This window comes from Mycetocola saprophilus, assembly GCF_000718085.1.
GTDB classification, from domain to species: Bacteria; Actinomycetota; Actinomycetes; order Actinomycetales; family Microbacteriaceae; genus Mycetocola; species Mycetocola saprophilus.
Genome location: NZ_JOEC01000006.1, coordinates 18502 through 36138, shown reverse-complemented (window position 1 = coordinate 36138; position 17637 = coordinate 18502). Strand labels below are relative to the sequence as shown.

The 17637-nt window shown below is 65.0% G+C and carries 15 protein-coding genes and 1 tRNA gene; 13 read left to right on the top strand and 3 right to left on the bottom strand.

Annotated features, from left to right (window positions below; all coding sequences use genetic code 11):
* Positions 1-63: 63 nt before the first annotated feature.
* A tRNA-Pro gene (locus IE92_RS0115765) sits at positions 64-137 on the top strand.
* 222 nt (positions 138-359) lie between these two features.
* Here IE92_RS0115765 and IE92_RS0115760 read toward each other — a convergent pair.
* Positions 360-1319, bottom strand: a complete 960-nt coding sequence (locus IE92_RS0115760) for a metallophosphoesterase (RefSeq protein ID WP_030149456.1) — start codon at positions 1317-1319, stop codon at positions 360-362.
* Between the two features lie 14 nt (positions 1320-1333).
* A complete protein-coding gene (locus tag IE92_RS0115755; protein WP_030149867.1) occupies positions 1334-3901 on the bottom strand; it encodes a transglycosylase domain-containing protein in 2568 nt (855 codons plus the stop codon).
* A 74-nt stretch (positions 3902-3975) separates the two neighbouring features.
* On the opposite strand from IE92_RS0115755, the gene sp36 reads away from it, so the two are divergent.
* Positions 3976-4146: a Sp36 family protein gene (sp36, locus tag IE92_RS18485; RefSeq protein ID WP_156027635.1), complete on the top strand. Its 171-nt coding sequence runs from the start codon at positions 3976-3978 to the stop codon at positions 4144-4146.
* Positions 4143-4613 (top strand): RidA family protein, encoded by a 471-nt coding sequence (locus IE92_RS0115745; protein WP_030149454.1) that lies wholly within the window; start codon positions 4143-4145, stop codon positions 4611-4613. Before sp36 ends, IE92_RS0115745 begins: the two co-directional genes overlap by 4 nt.
* A gap of 83 nt (positions 4614-4696) precedes the next feature.
* Here the strand turns inward: IE92_RS0115745 and acs are convergent, their stop codons facing one another.
* On the bottom strand, positions 4697-6670 hold the full coding sequence (gene acs / locus IE92_RS0115740) for an acetate--CoA ligase (protein ID WP_030149453.1): 1974 nt from the start codon (positions 6668-6670) through the stop codon (positions 4697-4699).
* A gap of 479 nt (positions 6671-7149) precedes the next feature.
* Here acs and IE92_RS0115735 point away from each other — a divergent pair, with 479 nt between their 5' ends.
* The 10 genes from IE92_RS0115735 to IE92_RS0115695 all read left to right on the top strand — a co-directional run bounded on the left by IE92_RS0115735 (position 7150) and on the right by IE92_RS0115695 (position 17610).
* Entirely contained in the window at positions 7150-8355 is a 1206-nt protein-coding gene (locus tag IE92_RS0115735) for a TadA family conjugal transfer-associated ATPase (protein WP_081864203.1), read from the top strand.
* 53 nt (positions 8356-8408) lie between these two features.
* On the top strand, positions 8409-9497 hold the full coding sequence (locus tag IE92_RS0115730; RefSeq protein ID WP_030149451.1) for a type II secretion system F family protein: 1089 nt from the start codon (positions 8409-8411) through the stop codon (positions 9495-9497).
* 99 nt (positions 9498-9596) lie between these two features.
* A complete protein-coding gene (locus IE92_RS18585) occupies positions 9597-9830 on the top strand; it encodes a hypothetical protein (protein WP_030149450.1) in 234 nt (77 codons plus the stop codon).
* Positions 9752-10807 (top strand): MFS transporter, encoded by a 1056-nt coding sequence (locus IE92_RS16960; protein ID WP_162178525.1) that lies wholly within the window; start codon positions 9752-9754, stop codon positions 10805-10807. Before IE92_RS18585 ends, IE92_RS16960 begins: the two co-directional genes overlap by 79 nt.
* A gap of 469 nt (positions 10808-11276) precedes the next feature.
* Positions 11277-11486, top strand: a complete 210-nt coding sequence (locus IE92_RS0115715; RefSeq protein WP_030149448.1) for a DUF4244 domain-containing protein — start codon at positions 11277-11279, stop codon at positions 11484-11486.
* A 3-nt stretch (positions 11487-11489) separates the two neighbouring features.
* Positions 11490-12017 (top strand): TadE family type IV pilus minor pilin, encoded by a 528-nt coding sequence (locus tag IE92_RS19195; protein ID WP_425411850.1) that lies wholly within the window; start codon positions 11490-11492, stop codon positions 12015-12017.
* Positions 11996-12427 (top strand): Rv3654c family TadE-like protein, encoded by a 432-nt coding sequence (locus tag IE92_RS19190; protein ID WP_078891005.1) that lies wholly within the window; start codon positions 11996-11998, stop codon positions 12425-12427. Before IE92_RS19195 ends, IE92_RS19190 begins: the two co-directional genes overlap by 22 nt.
* Positions 12428-12699: 272 nt before the next feature.
* Positions 12700-15678, top strand: a complete 2979-nt coding sequence (gene topA, locus IE92_RS0115705; protein WP_030149446.1) for a type I DNA topoisomerase — start codon at positions 12700-12702, stop codon at positions 15676-15678.
* Positions 15678-16307 carry a dTMP kinase gene (gene tmk / locus IE92_RS0115700; protein WP_030149445.1) on the top strand — a complete coding sequence of 210 codons (630 nt, stop codon included), beginning with the start codon at positions 15678-15680 and terminating at the stop codon, positions 16305-16307. The genes topA and tmk overlap by 1 nt, the downstream gene beginning before the upstream one ends.
* Positions 16308-16470: 163 nt before the next feature.
* A complete protein-coding gene (locus IE92_RS0115695) occupies positions 16471-17610 on the top strand; it encodes a DNA polymerase III subunit delta' (protein WP_030149444.1) in 1140 nt (379 codons plus the stop codon).
* The last annotated feature ends 27 nt before the right edge of the window (positions 17611-17637 follow it).

Below are 17637 nucleotides of genomic sequence, written 5' to 3'. Positions count from 1 at the left end.
GGGGGCCGTGGTCAAACTCCGGGCGAAAATCAGGTACTCTAATAGAGGTCGCAAGATCACCATCGGGGTGTGGCGCAGCTTGGTAGCGCGCTTCGTTCGGGACGAAGAGGTCGTGGGTTCAATTCCCGCCACCCCGACAGATGGAAACATCAAAGCCGGTCAGAGAAATCTGACCGGCTTTTGTTTTGCCCGGAGTCTTCCCGCGGATGCGAGGGTCCGCGCATAACTACGCGCTACGCAACGGTGGCTCACTTGCCGGCGACCTCCTCCCGCCCTGCAGGCCGGGGCCCCACACGCACACAGCCGCCCACACACGTTTGTGTGGGCGGCTGTGTGCGTGTCTGAGACGCCGGGGAAGCCTAGCGGGGAACCAGGGTCACCAGGGTGGCTTCGGGGCGGCAGGCAAAGCGCACGGGGGCGTAGATCGAGGTGCCCAGGCCCGCCGAGACGTTGAGGTAGGCGCTGCGGAATGCGTGTCGCCAGAGGCTTAGCCCCTTGACCTGGCGCCGCGGGATATCGCAGTTGGTCACCAGGGCACCCACACCCGGCACACACACCTGTCCGCCGTGGGTGTGGCCGGCCAGGATCACGTCGGCCCCGTGGGTCACATACGAGTTCAGCACCCGCTGATACGGGGCATGAGCGACGCCGATGCGTAGCGCGGGGGCCGAGGCCTCGGACTCGAAGGAGTCCGCGTCTTCCTGCCCGTCCAGCAGTCCGGTGAGCAGATCGAGCCGGTCCCGTCCGATATGCGGATCATCAACCCCGAAGAACCCGATCCTGGTTCCGCGAATGGTGATCTCATCCACCCGGTTGTTGAGCGAGCGCCACCCCAGCGCGTCGGTGAAGAAGCGCTCCAGTCGCGGGATATCGAGGTCCTTCGAGCGGCGGGGGGCGGAGGCACCGGAGGAGGAGGGGCCGCGGAAATACCGCAGCCAGTTCTTCCGAACCGGACCGTAGTAGTCGTTGGATCCGTTGACGTAGACGCCGGGGACGCCCCCAAACTCGGCAAAGGCCAGTTCGATTCCGCGAATGCCGTCGGCGTGACCGAGGTTGTCCCCGGTGTCCACCACCAGGTCGGGCTGTTCGGCGGCCAGCGAGCGGACCCAGGCCTGCTTATCGCGCTGCCAGGGTGCCATGTGGAGATCCGAGAGGTGCAGGATCCGGATCGGGTCGCTCCCCGCCGGAAGCACCGGAACCTCGACTCGACGCAGCGTGAACATGCGCCGCTCGATCAGGCTTGCCCACGCAAAACACCCCGCGGCCGCGACGGCCAACACCCCCACCAGGGGAGTAATTCTGCCGGTCCGTCGGGCCATCGGGGTGCTCCTTGCTAGCAGCTCTGCTTGGTTACGGTAATGGAGGCCGGCGTGTTTGCCGGGTTCACCATCGTGTTGGCGGCGGGGACCTGCGCGGTCACCTTGCCATCACCGGGTTGTGCGGCCGGGTCGGCCACACACTTCTGATCCACGCTGGTAAAGCCGAGACCCTGAAGGGCCGACTTCGCCTGATCACCGGTCATATTCGAGAGATCCGGAACACTCTTACCGGTGCCGTCGCTGGGACGGATGGTGATCGTGTTGCCGGTCGAAACGTTGGTTCCGGCGGCCGGGTCGGTGCCCGCCACCATGCCGGCGGCGACGCTCGAGAGCGTGGGGTCACCCACCTGGACGTTGAATCCGGCGGCGGTCAGCGCCGCGGTCGCGTCGGCGACGCTCTGGCCACTCACATCCGGCACGGGGCTCTGCTGGGTCTTGGTCAGCGAGGCATCGGGCTTCGGGAAGGCGTCTCCACCGAACTTGCCAATCGTGGCGGTGGTGATTCCGGCGAACGCCCGGAACTTGGCCTGGAAGGCGCTGGTTCCGTTTGCCTGCACGTTATACATCGACGACTTCCGTCCGGTGCCGGGCATACCCTGCACGTTACCGATCCAGAACGAGGTTACGGCCTTGGTGGTTCCACCGGTGATCCAGGTGTCGTACGCGTCATCCGCGGTACCGGTCTTACCGAACTGCGGGGCACCGGGGACAACCGCGTTGGCCGCGGTACCACCGGGACCAAATACCGCCTGCATGGCATAGGCCGCGGTGTTCGCAACCTCGGGGGTGACCGCCTGGTCGCAGCTGGACTTCGGCACGGCCATGTCCTTGCCGCCCGGGCCCACGATCTTGTCGATCGCGACCGGGGTGCAGAACTTGCCCTGAGCGGCGATTCCCGCGAACGCGCTGGCCATGGTCAGCGGGGCGATTTCGTTTGCACCGAGGACCGAGGAGGGCAGCTTGGAGAGCTCGCCACCGTCTGCACGGTGCACACCGAGGGACTGAGCGGTCTTGCGGATGTCGCAGAGGTCCAGCTTGCTGGCCATGTTGACAAACGCGGTGTTCACCGAGCGTCGGGTCGCCTCATACGGGGTGATCCGGCCCGAGCCACTGCCGTCATAGTTCTGCGGGTTCCACGGTGCCGTGGTCATCTTCCCGCCTGGAACACAGCTGTCATCCCATTTGACGTAGGACTGCCGGCTGGCATCCACCGTGTCGTTGAGCGACTTGCCGGACTTCAGCCAGTCCAGCAGCACAAATACCTTGTACTGCGAACCCACCTGGAATCCGTTGGAGCCACCGTAGTTGTAGTCGGTGTTGTAGTTGATGCTGGTGTGCGAGCGGCTCGATTCGCCCACCTGCTGGTCCTCGGAGAAGGTCTTGTTCTGAACCATCGCCAGCACGCGGCCGGTGCCGGGCTGCACGGTGGAAGCCGCGGCGCCCAGCTCTACGTTGGGCTTCTCCTCGGGAACCCAACGGTCCATCGCGGCCTGAGCGGCGTTCTGGATGTCGAGGTCGAGGGTGGTGTACACGTCCATACCGCCACGGCGCAGGGTTGCGCGGCGATCATCGAGGCTCACGCCGAATTCGGGGCTGTTCAGGATGATGTTCTGCACGTAGTTACAGAAGTAACCGGCGTTTCCGGCGGCCTGACATCCGGTGCTCGGCGGCTTGAGGTTCGGCTCGATGGGGCTCGCCACGGCCTCATCGTGCTGAGCCTTGGTGATCTTCCCCTCCTTGAGCATCTTGTCGATGACGTAGTCGCGGCGATCCTTGGTCAGCTTATAGCCGTTGGCCGCGCCGTTCTTCTCGCTGTCGGGACGGTCGATTCGCAGACCGTTGGGGTCGTTGATGGTCGCGATCAGCGTCGCGGCCTGCTGGATGTTGACATCCTTGGCGGACACACCGAAGTAGTACTGCGAGGCGGCCTCGACACCGTAGGAGACACCACCGAAGTTGGCGATGTTGAGGTACCCGAGCAGGATCTGGTCCTTGGTGTACTTCTGCTCCACACCGATCGAGTAGCGCATCTCGCGCAGCTTACGCTCGGGGGTCTGGCGAATCGCATCCTGGTAGGCGGCGTCGCGCTGTTCCTTATTGGTGATCTGCTCGGCGTTCTGCACCAGCACGTTCTTCACGTACTGCTGGGTGATCGAGGATCCACCCTGGGTACCGGAAGACTTCACAAAGTTGGACAGAACTGCACGGGTGGTACCGATCAGGTCCACACCGCCGTGGTCGTAGAAGCGCGGGTCCTCGGTGGATACCGCGGCGTCCTTAAAGTATTGGGAGACATCGTCCCAAGCCACCTGCTGGCGGTTCTGGTCGAAGAAGGTGGCCAGCAGCTGGTGGCTGCCGTCCGAGGCGGTCGCGTAGATGTTTGTACGCTCCATCGGCGGATCAATGTCCAGGAAAGCCGGGAGCCCATCGAATGCGTTGATCGCACCCTTGGTGGACATGCCGGTCACGGCGAGGGCGGGGGTGACCGCTGCGGTCACGAGGATCCCCGCGGCGACGCTGAGACCGATGAAGCCCATCAGGCTACCCAGGACACCGCTACCGGTACGTTTTTCTTGAGGCATAGGATTCAGTTTAAGCGACATTGCTGAAAGAATCCCTATCCAGGCCCCGAACTTCATACTATTTAAGGAGAAACATGACTCGCTGGGAGTACCTCACCACGCCGCTCATGATCCACAACACCGCCGCGATCCTCAACAACTGGGGGAAGCAGGGCTGGGAGCTGGTTCAGGTCGTGAACGGACCCGAGGGTGGCCTGGTTGCCTACCTCAAGCGTCCGCTGGCCGATGAGGGAGCACAGGCATGAGCGCCATTGCCGACCGGCTCGCCGAGCTGGGTCTGAGCCTGCCCGAGGTCGCCGCGCCGGTGGCCGCTTATCTGCCCGCGGTGACCGAGGGTAACCTCGTTTTCACCTCGGGCCAGCTGCCCTTTGTCTCCGGCGCGCTGCCCGAGACGGGCAAGGTTGGGGTGGGTGAAGGTCTTGTCAGCCCGGAGATCGCAGCCGACTACGCCGGAATCGCCGCGCTCAACGCGCTGGCCGCCGTTCAGGCCCAGATCGGTTCGCTGGACCGGATCACCCGGGTCGTGAAGATCAATGGCTTCGTCGCGTCCGACCCCGAGTTTTTCGGTCAGCCCGCGGTCATCAACGGTGCCTCAACCCTGATCGGTGAGATCTTCGGCGAGCGGGGGCAGCACGCCCGTGCCGCCGTCGGCGTCGCCGTGCTGCCGCTGAACGCGCCGGTGGAGGTCGAAATCGTGGTGGCGTTCGAGTAGCCGTGCCCGATACTCACGAGTGGCACCGGACCCAAGGGTCCGGTGCCACTCGTTTTGGGGTGGGGCGGATATGAGATACGCGACTAGCGGGCGGCGACGTCCGCCGAGATGATACGCATCACCGTGGTGTCCGCGAGCGTGGTGGTGTCACCCACCTCGCGGCCCTCGGCCAGGTCGCGCAGCAGGCGGCGCATGATCTTGCCCGACCGGGTTTTGGGCAGCTCGGCCACCACGAAAATATCCCGGGGCCGGGCGATCGGTCCGATCAGGGTGGACACGTGTGACTTCAGTGCCGCCGAGACCGCCGCGTGGTCCGCGGTTTCCTCTGCCTGGCTCTCCTTGAGGATGACAAACGCGACGACCGCCTGACCGGTGGTCTCATCGGTGGCCCCCACCACGGCCGATTCGGCAACAAACGGATGGGCCACCAGTGCCGACTCAATCTCGGCGGTCGAGAGCCGATGTCCGGAGACGTTCATCACATCGTCTACGCGGCCGAGCAGCCACACATCTCCATCGGCGTCCAGGCGTGCGCCATCCCCGGCGAAGTAGGCGTTGGGGAACGTGCTCCAGTAGGTCTCGCGGAACCGGTCCGGGTCGCCCCAGATGCCGCGCAGCATGCTGGGCCAGGGCTCGGTGATCGCCAACAGGCCACCGCTGCCCGGCGGGACCGGGGTCCCGTTTTCCTCAAGCACCGAAACCTCGATGCCCGGAAGGGGGACCTGGGCGCTGCCGGGCTTGGTGACGGTGACGCCGGGGAGGGCCGAAATCATGATCGCACCGGTCTCGGTCTGCCACCAGGTGTCCACAATCGGGGCGGTTTTGCCGCCGATGACCTTGCGGTACCACATCCAAGCCTCGGGGTTGATGGGTTCACCCACCGAGCCGAGCAGGCGGATGCTGGACAGATCCGAGCGCTTGGGGATCTTCCGGCCGAGCTTCATCGCAGCCCGGATTGCGGTGGGCGCGGTGTAAAACACGCTGACCCGATACTTTTCGATCAGCTCCCACCAGCGGCCGGGGTTGGGGGAGTCGGGGGTTCCCTCGTAGAGCACCTGGGTCGCGCCGTTGGCGAGTGGGCCGTAGGTGACGTAGGTGTGTCCGGTGATCCAGCCCACATCCGCGGTGCACCAGTACACGTCGGTCTCGGGGTGGATGTCGAAGACGTTGCGGTGGGTGTAGGCGGCCTGGGTCAGGTAGCCGCCGGAGGTGTGCAGGATTCCCTTGGGGGCACCGGTGGTGCCCGATGTGTAGAGGATAAACAGCGGGTTTTCGGCGGGAAAGGCCTCGGGCTCATGCACATTGGATGCGGCCGGCACGCGTTCATGCCACCAGTGGTCGCGGCCCTCGGTCCACTCGATCTCGTTGCCGCCTCGGCCAACCACGAGGACGTTGCGGACAGTCTGCTGCGCGGGAAGGTCGCCGCGGGCCTCCAGGGCCGCGTCCACGGCGGGCTTGAGCGGAGACACCTTGCCCTTGCGGTATCCACCGTCGGCGGTGATGATCAGGGTCGCCGCCGCGTCGTCCACGCGGGCGCGAATGCTGTCGGCGCTGAATCCGCCAAAGATCACCGAGTGGACCGCGCCCAGGCGGGCCACTGCGAGCATCGAGACGATGGCCTCGGGGATCATCGGCAGGTAGATGGCCACCCGATCCCCGGCGCGCACGCCCAGATCGGTCAGGACGTTGGCGGTGCGCTTAACCTCATCGGTGAGCTCCGCATAGGTGATGGCACGGGTGTCACCCGGTTCGCCCTCCCAGTAGAGCGCGATCCGTTCGCCGTTGCCCGCCTCCACGTGCCGGTCCAGGCAGTTGTAGGCCACGTTGAGCGTGCCGTCCTCAAACCACTTGGCAAACGGTGGGTTTTCCCAGTTCAGTACCGAGGTAAACGGCCGCTGCCAGCTGATCAGGTCGCGTGCCTGATCCGCCCAGAACCCCAACCTGTCTGCCTGAGCGCGATCGTAGAGAGTCTCATCCGCGTTTGCCTGCGCGACAAACTCCGGGGTGGGCTCGAATCGACGGGTTTCGGTGAGCAGATTATCAATCTGGGCATTCATGACGGCTAAATCGCTCCTTTGCGATGACGTGTTCCCACCTCGATGTGGGCCATGCACACACAGCGTACTCCGAAAATTCGGGTGCCCAGAACGTGTCCGAAGAATCCGTGAAAAAGTTTTTTTGATGTGGAATAGGTTGTGTTCCGCGGAATCATGCGGGAGATACCCTCTTGTCCCCCGAACTGGTGTCATCCACTTGGTGGACAGGGGTCGTCAAATCGACGTCGAGGGCGTACACTAAATCCAGGCCGAAATTCTTATTTCGAGCGTGCAGCGCACAACGGATTCCCCCCAATCCAGTGTCGCTTGCGGCGGCATCCATTCCCCCCAATGGATGCCGCCCTTTTATTTTTCCCGACGGTGTTTTCCCCGTCCTGACGCGGATCCGCGGTTTTCCACAGGCGAGACTTCCCTCACGCGTAGTCCACAGAACGTGGCCCGCCGGCCCCCTCCTGCGCCGCCGAACCTACGCTCGTGGCATGACCACACTCACCGAAGTCCCAATCCGTGATTCCCCGACCGTTGATGCGCCGGTTCTGGCCCTGCCCCGTGACTCCCAGGCCCGCGCCTCGACCCGTGATCCCCCGGTGCTTGCCCCGGTGCATGACTCGGTGCATGACTCGGTGCTTGCCCCGGTGCTGGCCCCGGTGCGCAAGCCTCACCTGGATCCCTCCGGCGCCGCCAAGCGCGTGCCGCCCGCGCGGGCGCAGGATGAGCGGGCGCTCGATCAACGGGTGAGTCTTGCCCGCCACTTCGGGGTCCTCTCCACCCCGCTGCTGCGGGCGGGGGTGAGCGATATCTTCCTCTCCGCAGACGCGGGCGCCTGGTATGACCGTGGGCAGGGCCTCGAGCCGGCCGATCGCGAAGTTCACCGGGAGATCGAGGTGCGCGCCCTCGCCACGCGTCTCATTGCGCTCGGGGGCCGCCACATCGATGAGGCGGCCCCCTGCGCGGATGTCCGGCTTCCCGGTGGCGTTCGAGTGCATGCGGTCCTTCCCCCGGTGGCCGCGCACGGTACCCAACTCAGCGTGCGCGTTCCCGCGCTCACTCCGCTCTCCCTCGACACGCTGGCCGCCTCGGGATTCTTTGGACCCGGGGGTGAGCACGATGCCACCTCGCTCATCATCGATCTACTCAGGGAACGTCGAAACATCCTGATCAGCGGGCCCACGGGCTCCGGGAAAACCACCCTGCTCGCCGCACTGATCGATGCCGCCCCCGATACCGAACGCGTGATCGCGGTCGAGGACGTGGCGGAGCTCGGCGTACGCCGTCGGCTGTTCATCTCCCTGCAGGCACGTCAGGCGAACATTGAGGGGATCGGCCACCTGGGCCTACGGAGCCTGGTGCGTGAGGCACTGCGGATGCGACCCGATCGATTGATCCTCGGGGAGTGTCGAGGGGCGGAGATTCAGGATCTGTTCTCCGCCCTGAACACCGGGCATGATGGCGGCGCGGGCACGATTCACGCAAACTCGCTTGAGGATGTCCCCGCGCGGTTGGAAGCGCTGGGGGCGCTGGCCGGACTCGCGCCGACTGCGCTGGCCAGCCAGGCCGTGAGCGCGCTCGATCTCGTGTTGCACCTGCGTGGGGATCGCCCCCGTGGGCTCGCCGCGATCGGGCGTCTTGAGCGTACCCCCGCGGGGCTGCTCGCAACGGTGCCGGTGTGGAGTGCGGTCCGATGAGAGCTTCCATCACCTCGCCTGCGGCGAGCCGTCAACGGAGGATCCGGCGAGATGTGTCCGCATATCACGATGCGTGTGCCGCGGATATCGAGCGACTCGCCACCATGCTGGGGGCGGGGCTGGCCCCGGCCGCCGCATGGTCCTACGTGACCGACCCCGGTCTGGCGGAGGATTTCCCTTCCGCGGGGAAGGTAACGGAGGCACGGGCGGTGCGCCGGTCGGTGTTTATCCGTCACCCGCCCAAGCTACTTGGGGCATCGGGACTCCGATCCGGCAGCATGCCAGAGCAGGCGGCCATACTGGCTGCGCTCGGCACGGGGCAAGACCCCGCCGCCGCCCTCCTGTCGGTCGGCGCGGCCATGCGGGGAACGGCCGGTCGAAGACCGGCGGCGAGGCATCCGGATCGCGGCGCGATCGGGATGGAGCTTTCTCTTCCCTGGGCGCGATTGGCGGCCGTCTGGTCGGTATCGGCGCAGACTGGGGCACCGCTCGCCGAGGGCCTGCGCGGCTTGGCCATGACCCTGCGCGAGCGCGCGCGTCTCCGACGAGCCTGTGACGCCGAAGCCGAGGGGCCACGTTCGAGCGCCCGGCTGGTGTGTTCACTGCCGGTGGTATCAACCCTGTTGGGAGAAGCTCTGGGATTCCCCCTTCTCGATGCCCTCACCGGCACACGCCCCGGGCAGGTTTTGCTTACCGTTGGTTTGTCCCTCAGCGCGGCCACCGCTCTCTGGATTCGCGCCGTCGTGCGACGTGCGCTCCATGCGCCACCCGAGTCCGACGTCGCCTTCGACCTCACCGCGATGGCTCTGTCCGCCGGCCTTGACCCCGAGTCCGCTCGGGCCTGCGCAACACAGACCTTAACTCGATCCGGGGTGTCCGTCTCCGCGGCCGCCGACCGGGATCTTCGGGCTGCTCTCACGCTGGCCGCCCGGGTGGGGATGATCGCACATGACCTCTTGCGTGCCGAGGCGAGGTCTCTCCGAGACCGGCGCTCCACCGACCTGCAGCGGGCGGTGGCCAGGTTGGGAACCCGGCTGCTGATCCCGCTGGGGGCCGGGGCTCTGCCGGCTTTTCTCTGTCTCGGTGTCGCCCCGATGATGCTCACCCTGCTGCGGGACAGTCTCGGTACGATCACCCTCTGACCCCTGTCCGTGGCTGGTATTTCTGGGTTTTTCTCCTCGGGTTTGCCAATCGTCGGTAACTCATAGACACACTTCTACCCGGTCCATAGGGTGTGAGTCATGAAGTGGACGCAACCCTGGTACCTGGCCTATGCACTCGTGGGAATGATGATGCTTGGGGTCGCGCCAATCTTCATCCCCCTCAGCGTGGAGGACGGCGGGAAAAACGGTCCCACCCTGGTGGGCCTGGTCGTTGCGGCGTTTTATGCGGGGGATTGCTGGCACCGGTATTGGGATCGCTGGCCGATCGCAGGGGAATCCAGCGTGGTGTATTCCTCTGGTCCTTCCCGGTGATGGCGCTGGCTATGGTGGGTTTCGGCCTGGGAACCAGCGTCTGGATTTGGGCACCCCTGGCCCTCATCTTTGGTGGGGCGGGCTCACTTGCGGGAACCGTGGCAGGTCTCTTCATCGTTGAGGCGCAGCCGATGAAGGAGTGGAATAACCGCCTGAGCTGGTTCCGGCTCGCATACGGATTGGGGCAGGTTGTTGGGCTGATCATCGCCGCGCTCGCCGCAACCCAGCTGCGCTTTGGCTGGATCCTCTCCGCCGTGCTTTTGGCCACCGGGTTCTTCCTGGGTCGGCGTCAATTGCCTCGCCTGATGCCGGCCACCCCGACGCCGTCGGGTACCCGAACGAAGGGAATAGCCGCACTCCTGCGGGGGAAGATCGGGGTCTTTCTGCTGACCTGGCTGCTGACCATGATGGGTGTCCAAACCTTTTTCAACGTGGTTCCGTTGGTCATGCGCGACTCATTCGCCGTGAATCCGTCAACGTCGTCAATTCTGTTCCTCGTGGGTGCCGTCCTGGGGACGCTCTGCTATCCGCTTGCGGGTTCAATCGCCAACCGAACGGGCCCCGGCGCGGTTCTCCTCGTGGGGGTTGGTGCCACGAATCTCGCGTTCGGTTCGATGGCGATCGCCGCGATGGGGGACATTCCGGGGAGGGCGGTAATCGGATCGATTGCCCTCATCGTGGCCGCCACTGCCTACTCGTTTGAGGTGGTTGCTGCCACCCTGATGGTTGTAAAGATCTATCCGGGCCCCGAGGGCTCGGCCATGGGACTACTCAACGGAATCATCGCCCTGGGTGCCGTGCTCGGTGCCCTCGTGCCCTCTTTCCTCGCGCAGGCATTTGGGTATTCCGCCCTCCCCGCGTTTGCCTGTGGTGTGCTGGTCCTCGCCGCCCTTGCGGGGCTTCCCCTCTATCGACGGTCCGTCTGGCGCGGCGCACCCGCCGCCGTTGTGGGGTCGAAGACTTCGCCGGCCACTTAGACGACGAAGATCCTTCGATTTTCGGATTTGGCCGCCAATTCTTACCGGTATCGGCGGGCAAACCGGTTCCTCCACAGTCGGTGTTGCATCCGCGTTTCTCCACCGATCGGTTCGCGCCGTTCCACTCGTGTGTACCTCACACAAGACTGGAATCAACCAACCGAGAGGAATCACCATGAACATCACACTCGCCTCACCTAGCTCAGCCAGCTCGCCCAGCTCAGCCAGCTCGCCTAGCTCGGCCGGCATTTTCGGCTCGACTCACCCACGTAACTCACCTTGCCCGACCGGCTCTTCCGACCTGGCCGATTCTTCCGACCTGGCCTACTCTCCCGACCTGGCCTACTCTCCCGACCTGGCCTACTCTTCCGACTCGGCCCAAACTGTGCGGTCCGATCTCCCAGCCGTACCGCTCTCGGTGCGGCCCCACGGCGTGAATGGCCCAGGGGTGCCTCGCTGTTTTCGGCTTGTGGCTCGCGCGACCAGCGTGCGCCGCAGGGCGGCGGACCGCATTCAGCACTCACTGACCGATGACACCGGCGCGGTGACCGCCGAGTACGCCATCACCACGATGGCGGCGGTTGCCTTTGCCGGGCTCCTGGTGGTCATCATCCGGAGCGGCGAGGTCCGAGATCTGCTGACGAACCTGGTTCGTGCGGCACTCCAGATCCCGAGTTAGCCCATGGAATCCCAGAGCTCAGCCGTTTGTCCTCGAGCTGCCCGGTATCAGTGCACTGGTTGCCTGGCCCACCGCTACGCGTCTTGTCTGGCCCACCGTCACTCGTCCGGGGACAACCATGTGCGCCTCGATCCGGCCCTGAGTAATCCAGCGATCCGTGATCGGGATGATCGCCGTCCTCGGATCAGGCGGAGACTCCGGGGCGAGGAAGGGAGCATCAGCGCCGAATTTGCAATCGTAATGCCGGCCGTGTTGGTGCTGCTGGCACTGTGCCTCGGGGTTCTTGCCGCCGGAACTACCCGCAGTCGGCTCTGGGACGTCGCCGGACAATCCGCCCGCGCCTCGGCCCGCGGCGATCCGGAGCAGAGCATCACGGCGCAGGCTCGAGCGTTATTGCCCGGGGTGGCAGTGAAAGTCGACTCACAGGCAAGGCTGGTGTGTGCCACCGCGGATATTCCGATTGGCGGTGTTGTCGGGCGGATGCTCCCGCTCCGGTTAGAGGCGCGGGTATGTACCCTCCCGGAGGACTAGCATCTGACATCCGTGCCCGTGGGATTCGTTCGGAGCGGGGTTCGGGCACCGTCATGGGGATGGCATTATTTTGCGTCCTCGTGCTGTGCGCGAGCCTGACTCTTCCCACGACGCTTACGCTGGGGGCGCGTGCCGAGATGCGGGCCCTTGCCGATTCGGTGGCGTTGTCGGGTGCGCGAGTGCTTGCGGGGCTCGCTCCGGGTGAGCCCTGCGAGATCGCCCGGAGCATCGCGGAGTCGAATGGAGTTTCCCTGAGTAGCTGTCGATTGGGAGCAACCGAAGTTCGGGTCACGGTGTCACGCATGGTCGGTGGGGTAAGCCTTCAGGGCGTCTCGTCCGCGGGATTTCTCCTCGACGACACACGGAACTCAAGAAACTCGGCACGTGCCGTCGGCGAACACCCTATATAAGAGGTATGGGACCGATGGTCCGTACCTTCGTACGGCTCTCACCCCCGGGAACATGCGGATTCCCGGTGGGGGAGCCGAGGCGTCATAACGGTGCCGGGACGGCAGGGGAATGACCTTGACCTCGACGACGTTAGCCGTCGTGGAACCCTTCGAAATTCGCCGCCTCAACACACTCATGTATAAATAGGAGGATCATAGGGGTGTTCCATCAAGAGCCAATACGGCCCACACACGGTCTAGGTGTGTATGGTGTGCCTGACGAAAGGAGCCGGGTGTCCAACACGAAAAAGCTGGTCATCGTAGAGTCGCCGACCAAGATGAAATCGATCGCCGGGTATCTCGGAGACGGTTATGAAGTCTTGAGCTCGGTAGGCCACATCCGTGACCTTGCCGAACCCAAAAACCTGCCCGCCGACCTGAAAAAGGGTGGCATGGGCAAGTTCGCCGTGGACGTCGATAACGGCTTCGAACCCTACTATGTGGTCTCCGATACCAAGAAGAAGACCGTCGCGGATCTCAAGCGTGCGCTCAAGGATGCCGACGAGCTGCTCCTCGCAACTGATGAGGACCGCGAAGGAGAGGCCATCGCCTGGCACCTGCTGCAGGTACTCAAGCCAAAGGTCCCGGTACGCCGCATGGTGTTCCACGAAATCACCAAGGACGCCATCCTGGCCGCCAAGGACAACACTCGTGATCTCGATGTGGCCCTGGTGGATGCACAGGAGACCCGCCGCATTCTCGACCGTATCTACGGTTATGAGGTTTCGCCGGTGCTCTGGCGCAAGGTGGGCCCGAGCCTGTCCGCCGGTCGAGTGCAGTCTGCCGCGACCCGACTGATCGTCGAGCGGGAGAAGGAACGTCGTGCATTCATCTCCGCCGACTACTGGGACATCGCCGTCCAGGTTGCCGCCGCCGAGGACCCGACCCGGTTTGAGGCTCGCCTCGTCCGCCTCGATGGCGAACGGATCGCCAGCGGTCGCGACTTCTCCGACCGCGGTGTGCTGACCGGCAGCGCCCGCCAACTCGATGCCGCCAGCGCCGCAAAGCTAGCCGACGCTCTCCAGGCTCCGGAGACCATCACCCGGGTTTCCAAGCTGGAAACCAAGCCGTATTCGCGTCGTCCGGCTGCACCGTTCACCACGTCGACCCTGCAGCAGGAGGCCGCGCGTAAGCTGCGCTTCTCCGCGCGTCAGACCATGAGCGTGGCACAGTCGCTGTACGAAAACGGGTACATCACCTATATGCGTACCGACTCGCCGTCGCTCAGCTCGCAGGCGATCAACGCCGCCCGCGACCAGGCAACCAGCCTGTATGGTGCCGACAGCATCCCGGACAAGCCTCGTCTGTACTCGGGCAAGTCGAAAAATGCCCAGGAAGCCCACGAGGCAATTCGTCCCTCGGGAGATCACTTCCGGACGCCCGCGTCGCTCAAGTCCTCGCTCAGCGGAAACGACTTCCGCCTGTACGAACTGATCTGGAAGCGCACCGTCGCCTCACAGATGGCCGACGCCAAGGGACAGACCGCGACCGTGACCCTTGCGGCCACCGTCGAGGGTCAGGAAGCCGAGTTCACCGCGAGTGGAACGGTCATCACCTTCCGTGGTTTCCTCCAGGCCTATGAAGAGGGTCAGGACGAGCAGCGCGGGGGCGACGCCGCCGCCAAGGAAGCCAAGCTTCCCCAGCTGACCGAGGGCCAGACCGTGGCGCTGGAAGAGGTTGAGGCTAAGGGGCACGAGACGACCCCGCCGCCGCGCTTCACCGAGGCCAGCCTCGTGAAGACCCTGGAAGAGCTGGGTATCGGGCGTCCCTCGACCTATGCACAGACCATCGCCACGATCATGGATCGTGGATATGTGAGCCAGCGCGGTCAGGCGCTTATCCCCACCTGGATTGCCTTCTCGGTGATTCGGTTGTTGGAGGAACACTTTGGCAGCCTGGTGGAATATGACTTCACCGCCTCGATGGAGGGCGACCTGGACCGCATCGCCGCCGGCGAGCAGGACCGAACCGACTGGCTGAAGTCCTTCTACTTCGGAGGCGACAGCCGCGAGGGTCTGCGCCAGGTGATCGACAACCTCGGTGAGATCGATGCGCGTGAGATCAACTCGATCCACCTCACCGACAACATCACGCTGCGTATCGGTCGCTACGGCCCGTACCTCGAGGTGCGCGAGGAGGGCGCCGATCCCGAGGCGACCCCGCGTCGAGTCAACATCCCCGAGGACCTGGCACCCGATGAGCTCACCGCCGAGAAGGCACAGGAACTCATTGATGCACCCGTGCTCACCGATCGAATCGTGGGTGTAAACCCCGAAAACGGCAAGGAAATCGTCGCCAAGGACGGTCGCTTCGGACCCTACGTGAGCGAGGTTGATCCCGAACCCGAGCCCGAGGTGAACTCGGCCACGGGCGAGGTTATTGAGCCGCCCAAGAAGAGCACCAAGAAGGCTGCCGCGGCTCCCAAGCCGCGCACGGCATCGCTGTTCAAGAGCATGTCCCTGGACACGATCGACCTGGCGACCGCGCTCCAGCTGCTGGACCTGCCCCGCGTTATCGGCACCGATCCCGAAAGCGGCGAGGAAATCCTGGCCCAGAACGGCCGTTTCGGACCGTATATGAAAAAGGGCAGCGAAACCCGATCGCTGACCTCTGAGGACCAGATCTTCGACATCGATCTGGCCGGTGCCCTGGAAATCTATGCGCAGCCCAAGTACGGCGCGCGTCGCGCTTCCAGCGCGCTGAAGGAGTTCGCCGAGGACCCCGAAAGCGGAAAGCCGATCAAGGTTAAGGACGGCCGGTTCGGGCCCTACGTGACCGATGGCACCACCAACGCGACCATCCCCAAGGCCGAATCGGTTGAGGAGATCACGTTCGAGCGTGCCGTCGAGCTGCTCGCCCTCAAGCGAGCGAAGGGACCGGCAACGCCGCGGAAGACCGCGGCCAAGAAGGCTCCCGCCAAGAAAGCTCCGGCGAAGAAAGCCCCGGCGAAAAAGGCAGCAACAACCAAGGCAGCAACGGCCAAGGCTGCGACCACCAAGGCGGCAGCAACCAAGACCACCGCGGCTAAGACGACCGCGGCCAAGGCCAGCACGGCTAAGACCGCGGACGCCACCAAGGCCCCGGCCAAGACCACCGCAGCCAAGGCCACCGCCGCGAAAACTGCCACCGCAAAGTCGACCACGGCTAAGTCCTCCGCTACCAAGACCGCAGCTGCCGCCGCCAAGGCGGCCGCGGCGGACCCGGAGGCCTAGTGGCGACCCGGGGGCTGTTCATCACCTTTGAGGGTGGGGATGGCAGTGGTAAGACAACTCAGGCCGAGCTGTTGGACGCCTGGTTGCACGAGAGCGGGGCGACCACCCTGCGCTCGCGCGAGCCCGGTGGCACCGAGGTGGGCGAGCAGCTGCGCGAAATCGTGCTGCACCACCGGGGAGAAATCTCCTCCCGCGCCGAGGCACTGCTCTATGCGGCCGACCGCGCGCAGCACATCGACACCAAGATTCGGCCCGCGTTGGAACGCGGTGAAGTCGTGCTGCAGGACCGCTACATCGACTCATCCCTCGCCTATCAGGGTGCCGGTCGTGCGCTCGGCATCGAGGAGGTACGAGCGCTCTCGGTGTGGGCGAGTGGAGACCTCTGGCCGGATCTGACCATCCTGCTCGACCTCGATCCCGAGAATGCTCGCGAGCGCCTCGATAGTGCCCGCACTCGTTTCGACCGGCTTGAAGCCGAAAAGAGTGCGTTCCACGGCCGCGTGCGCGGCGTCTTCCTCGAGCTTGCGGCGGCCGAACCCGCCCGCTTCCTGGTGCTGGACGCCACCCTCTCGATCGAGGAGCTTGCCGCCCGAATTCGTGAGCGGGTTTCGGCGCTGCTTGCCGCGTAGCACAACCGAGGGCCCGAACTCGGACCTGAATCCGATCAGCCGAACTCGATCTCGACCTCGATTTGAACCTCGAGTCCGATCCGTCGAACTCGAACCCGAACGCACACGCGCGGGCTTGGTCCCGCACGGCCCACGTTCGGTCCCGGCCCGGTAGGCTGGGAACATGTCGGTGTGGGATGAAATTGTGGGGCAACCCGAAGCGGTAGCGACGCTGCGTGCGGCCGCCGGGGGGCCCGCGGACGGTGGCGACACCATGACCCATGCCTGGCTGATTACCGGGCCGCCCGGATCGGGACGTTCCAACCTCGCCTACGCCTTCGCGACCGCGCTGCTCAGCACCCAGGTGGACGGCGATGCGGACACGATCGCTCAGGTGGCCGCGCGCAGCCATCCGGACCTCACCGCGCTGTCCACCACCGCGATGACCATCAAGATCGAAGACGTCCGGGAAACCGTGCGCCGGTCGTATTACGCACCCTCGATTTCACGCTACCGGGTGGTCATCGTCGAGGATGCCGACCGAATGATCGAGCGCACCTCCAACACCCTGCTCAAGGCACTTGAGGAGCCCCCCGCGGAAACCGTGTGGATTCTCTGCGCACCCAGCGAGGCCGACCTCCTGCCCACCATTCGCTCCCGCGTGCGCTCGGTGCGACTGCGCACCCCCTCCGTCGCCGACATCGCCGAGCTTTTGCACACCCGCGACGGCATCGATCGAGACCTGGCCGAGCAGAGCGCACGCCTGGCGCAGAGCCACATCGGCATGGCTCGCCGTCTCGCCACCGATGCCGATGCGCGGGCCCGGCGCGAGGACACCCTGCGCGCGGTCCTGGATATCCGCGACGTGTCCGACGCCGTGGTCATGGCGCAACGCCTGGTAGAAATTGCCGGTGCCGATGCCAAGGCCTACACCGGCGAGCGGGACGAACAGGAGCGCGAGCGGGTACTGCGCTCCCTCGGCGTGGAACCCGGGGGGACCATTCCGCCGGCGCTGCGGGCGCCGCTTCGCGACCTGGAAAACGACCAGAAACGACGGGCGAAGCGTGGCCTGATCGACGGGGTCGATCGGATTCTCACCGACCTGCTCTCGCTCTACCGCGACCTGCTAATGCAGCAGCTCGGTCGGGTCGAGGGCCTGATCAACACCGAACTGACGCGCGAGATCCGTGAGGTGGCGCAGTCCTCCACCCCGGAAACCACGCTGCACACGATGGAGGCGATCCGGGAGGCGCGCGAGCGCATCGGGGCCAACATCACGCCCACCCTCGCCCTTGAAGCCATGCTTGTGACCGCGATCCGCTAACCCATCCGAGCCGCCCGGAGCGGACAA

What these genes read in the sequence shown, in the direction of transcription:
- IE92_RS0115760 (WP_030149456.1), bottom strand. Translation starts at nt 1,319, where the DNA reads ATGGCCCGACGGACCGGCAGAATTACTCCCCTGGTGGGGGTGTTGGCC.
- IE92_RS0115755 (WP_030149867.1), bottom strand. Translation starts at nt 3,901, where the DNA reads ATGCCTCAAGAAAAACGTACCGGTAGCGGTGTCCTGGGTAGCCTGATG.
- sp36 (WP_156027635.1), top strand. Translation starts at nt 3,976, where the DNA reads ATGACTCGCTGGGAGTACCTCACCACGCCGCTCATGATCCACAACACC.
- IE92_RS0115745 (WP_030149454.1), top strand. Translation starts at nt 4,143, where the DNA reads ATGAGCGCCATTGCCGACCGGCTCGCCGAGCTGGGTCTGAGCCTGCCC.
- acs (WP_030149453.1), bottom strand. Translation starts at nt 6,670, where the DNA reads ATGAATGCCCAGATTGATAATCTGCTCACCGAAACCCGTCGATTCGAG.
- IE92_RS0115735 (WP_081864203.1), top strand. Translation starts at nt 7,150, where the DNA reads ATGACCACACTCACCGAAGTCCCAATCCGTGATTCCCCGACCGTTGAT.
- IE92_RS18585 (WP_030149450.1), top strand. Translation starts at nt 9,597, where the DNA reads ATGAAGTGGACGCAACCCTGGTACCTGGCCTATGCACTCGTGGGAATG.
- IE92_RS19195 (WP_425411850.1), top strand. Translation starts at nt 11,490, where the DNA reads ATGGAATCCCAGAGCTCAGCCGTTTGTCCTCGAGCTGCCCGGTATCAG.
- IE92_RS19190 (WP_078891005.1), top strand. Translation starts at nt 11,996, where the DNA reads ATGTACCCTCCCGGAGGACTAGCATCTGACATCCGTGCCCGTGGGATT.
- IE92_RS0115695 (WP_030149444.1), top strand. Translation starts at nt 16,471, where the DNA reads ATGTCGGTGTGGGATGAAATTGTGGGGCAACCCGAAGCGGTAGCGACG.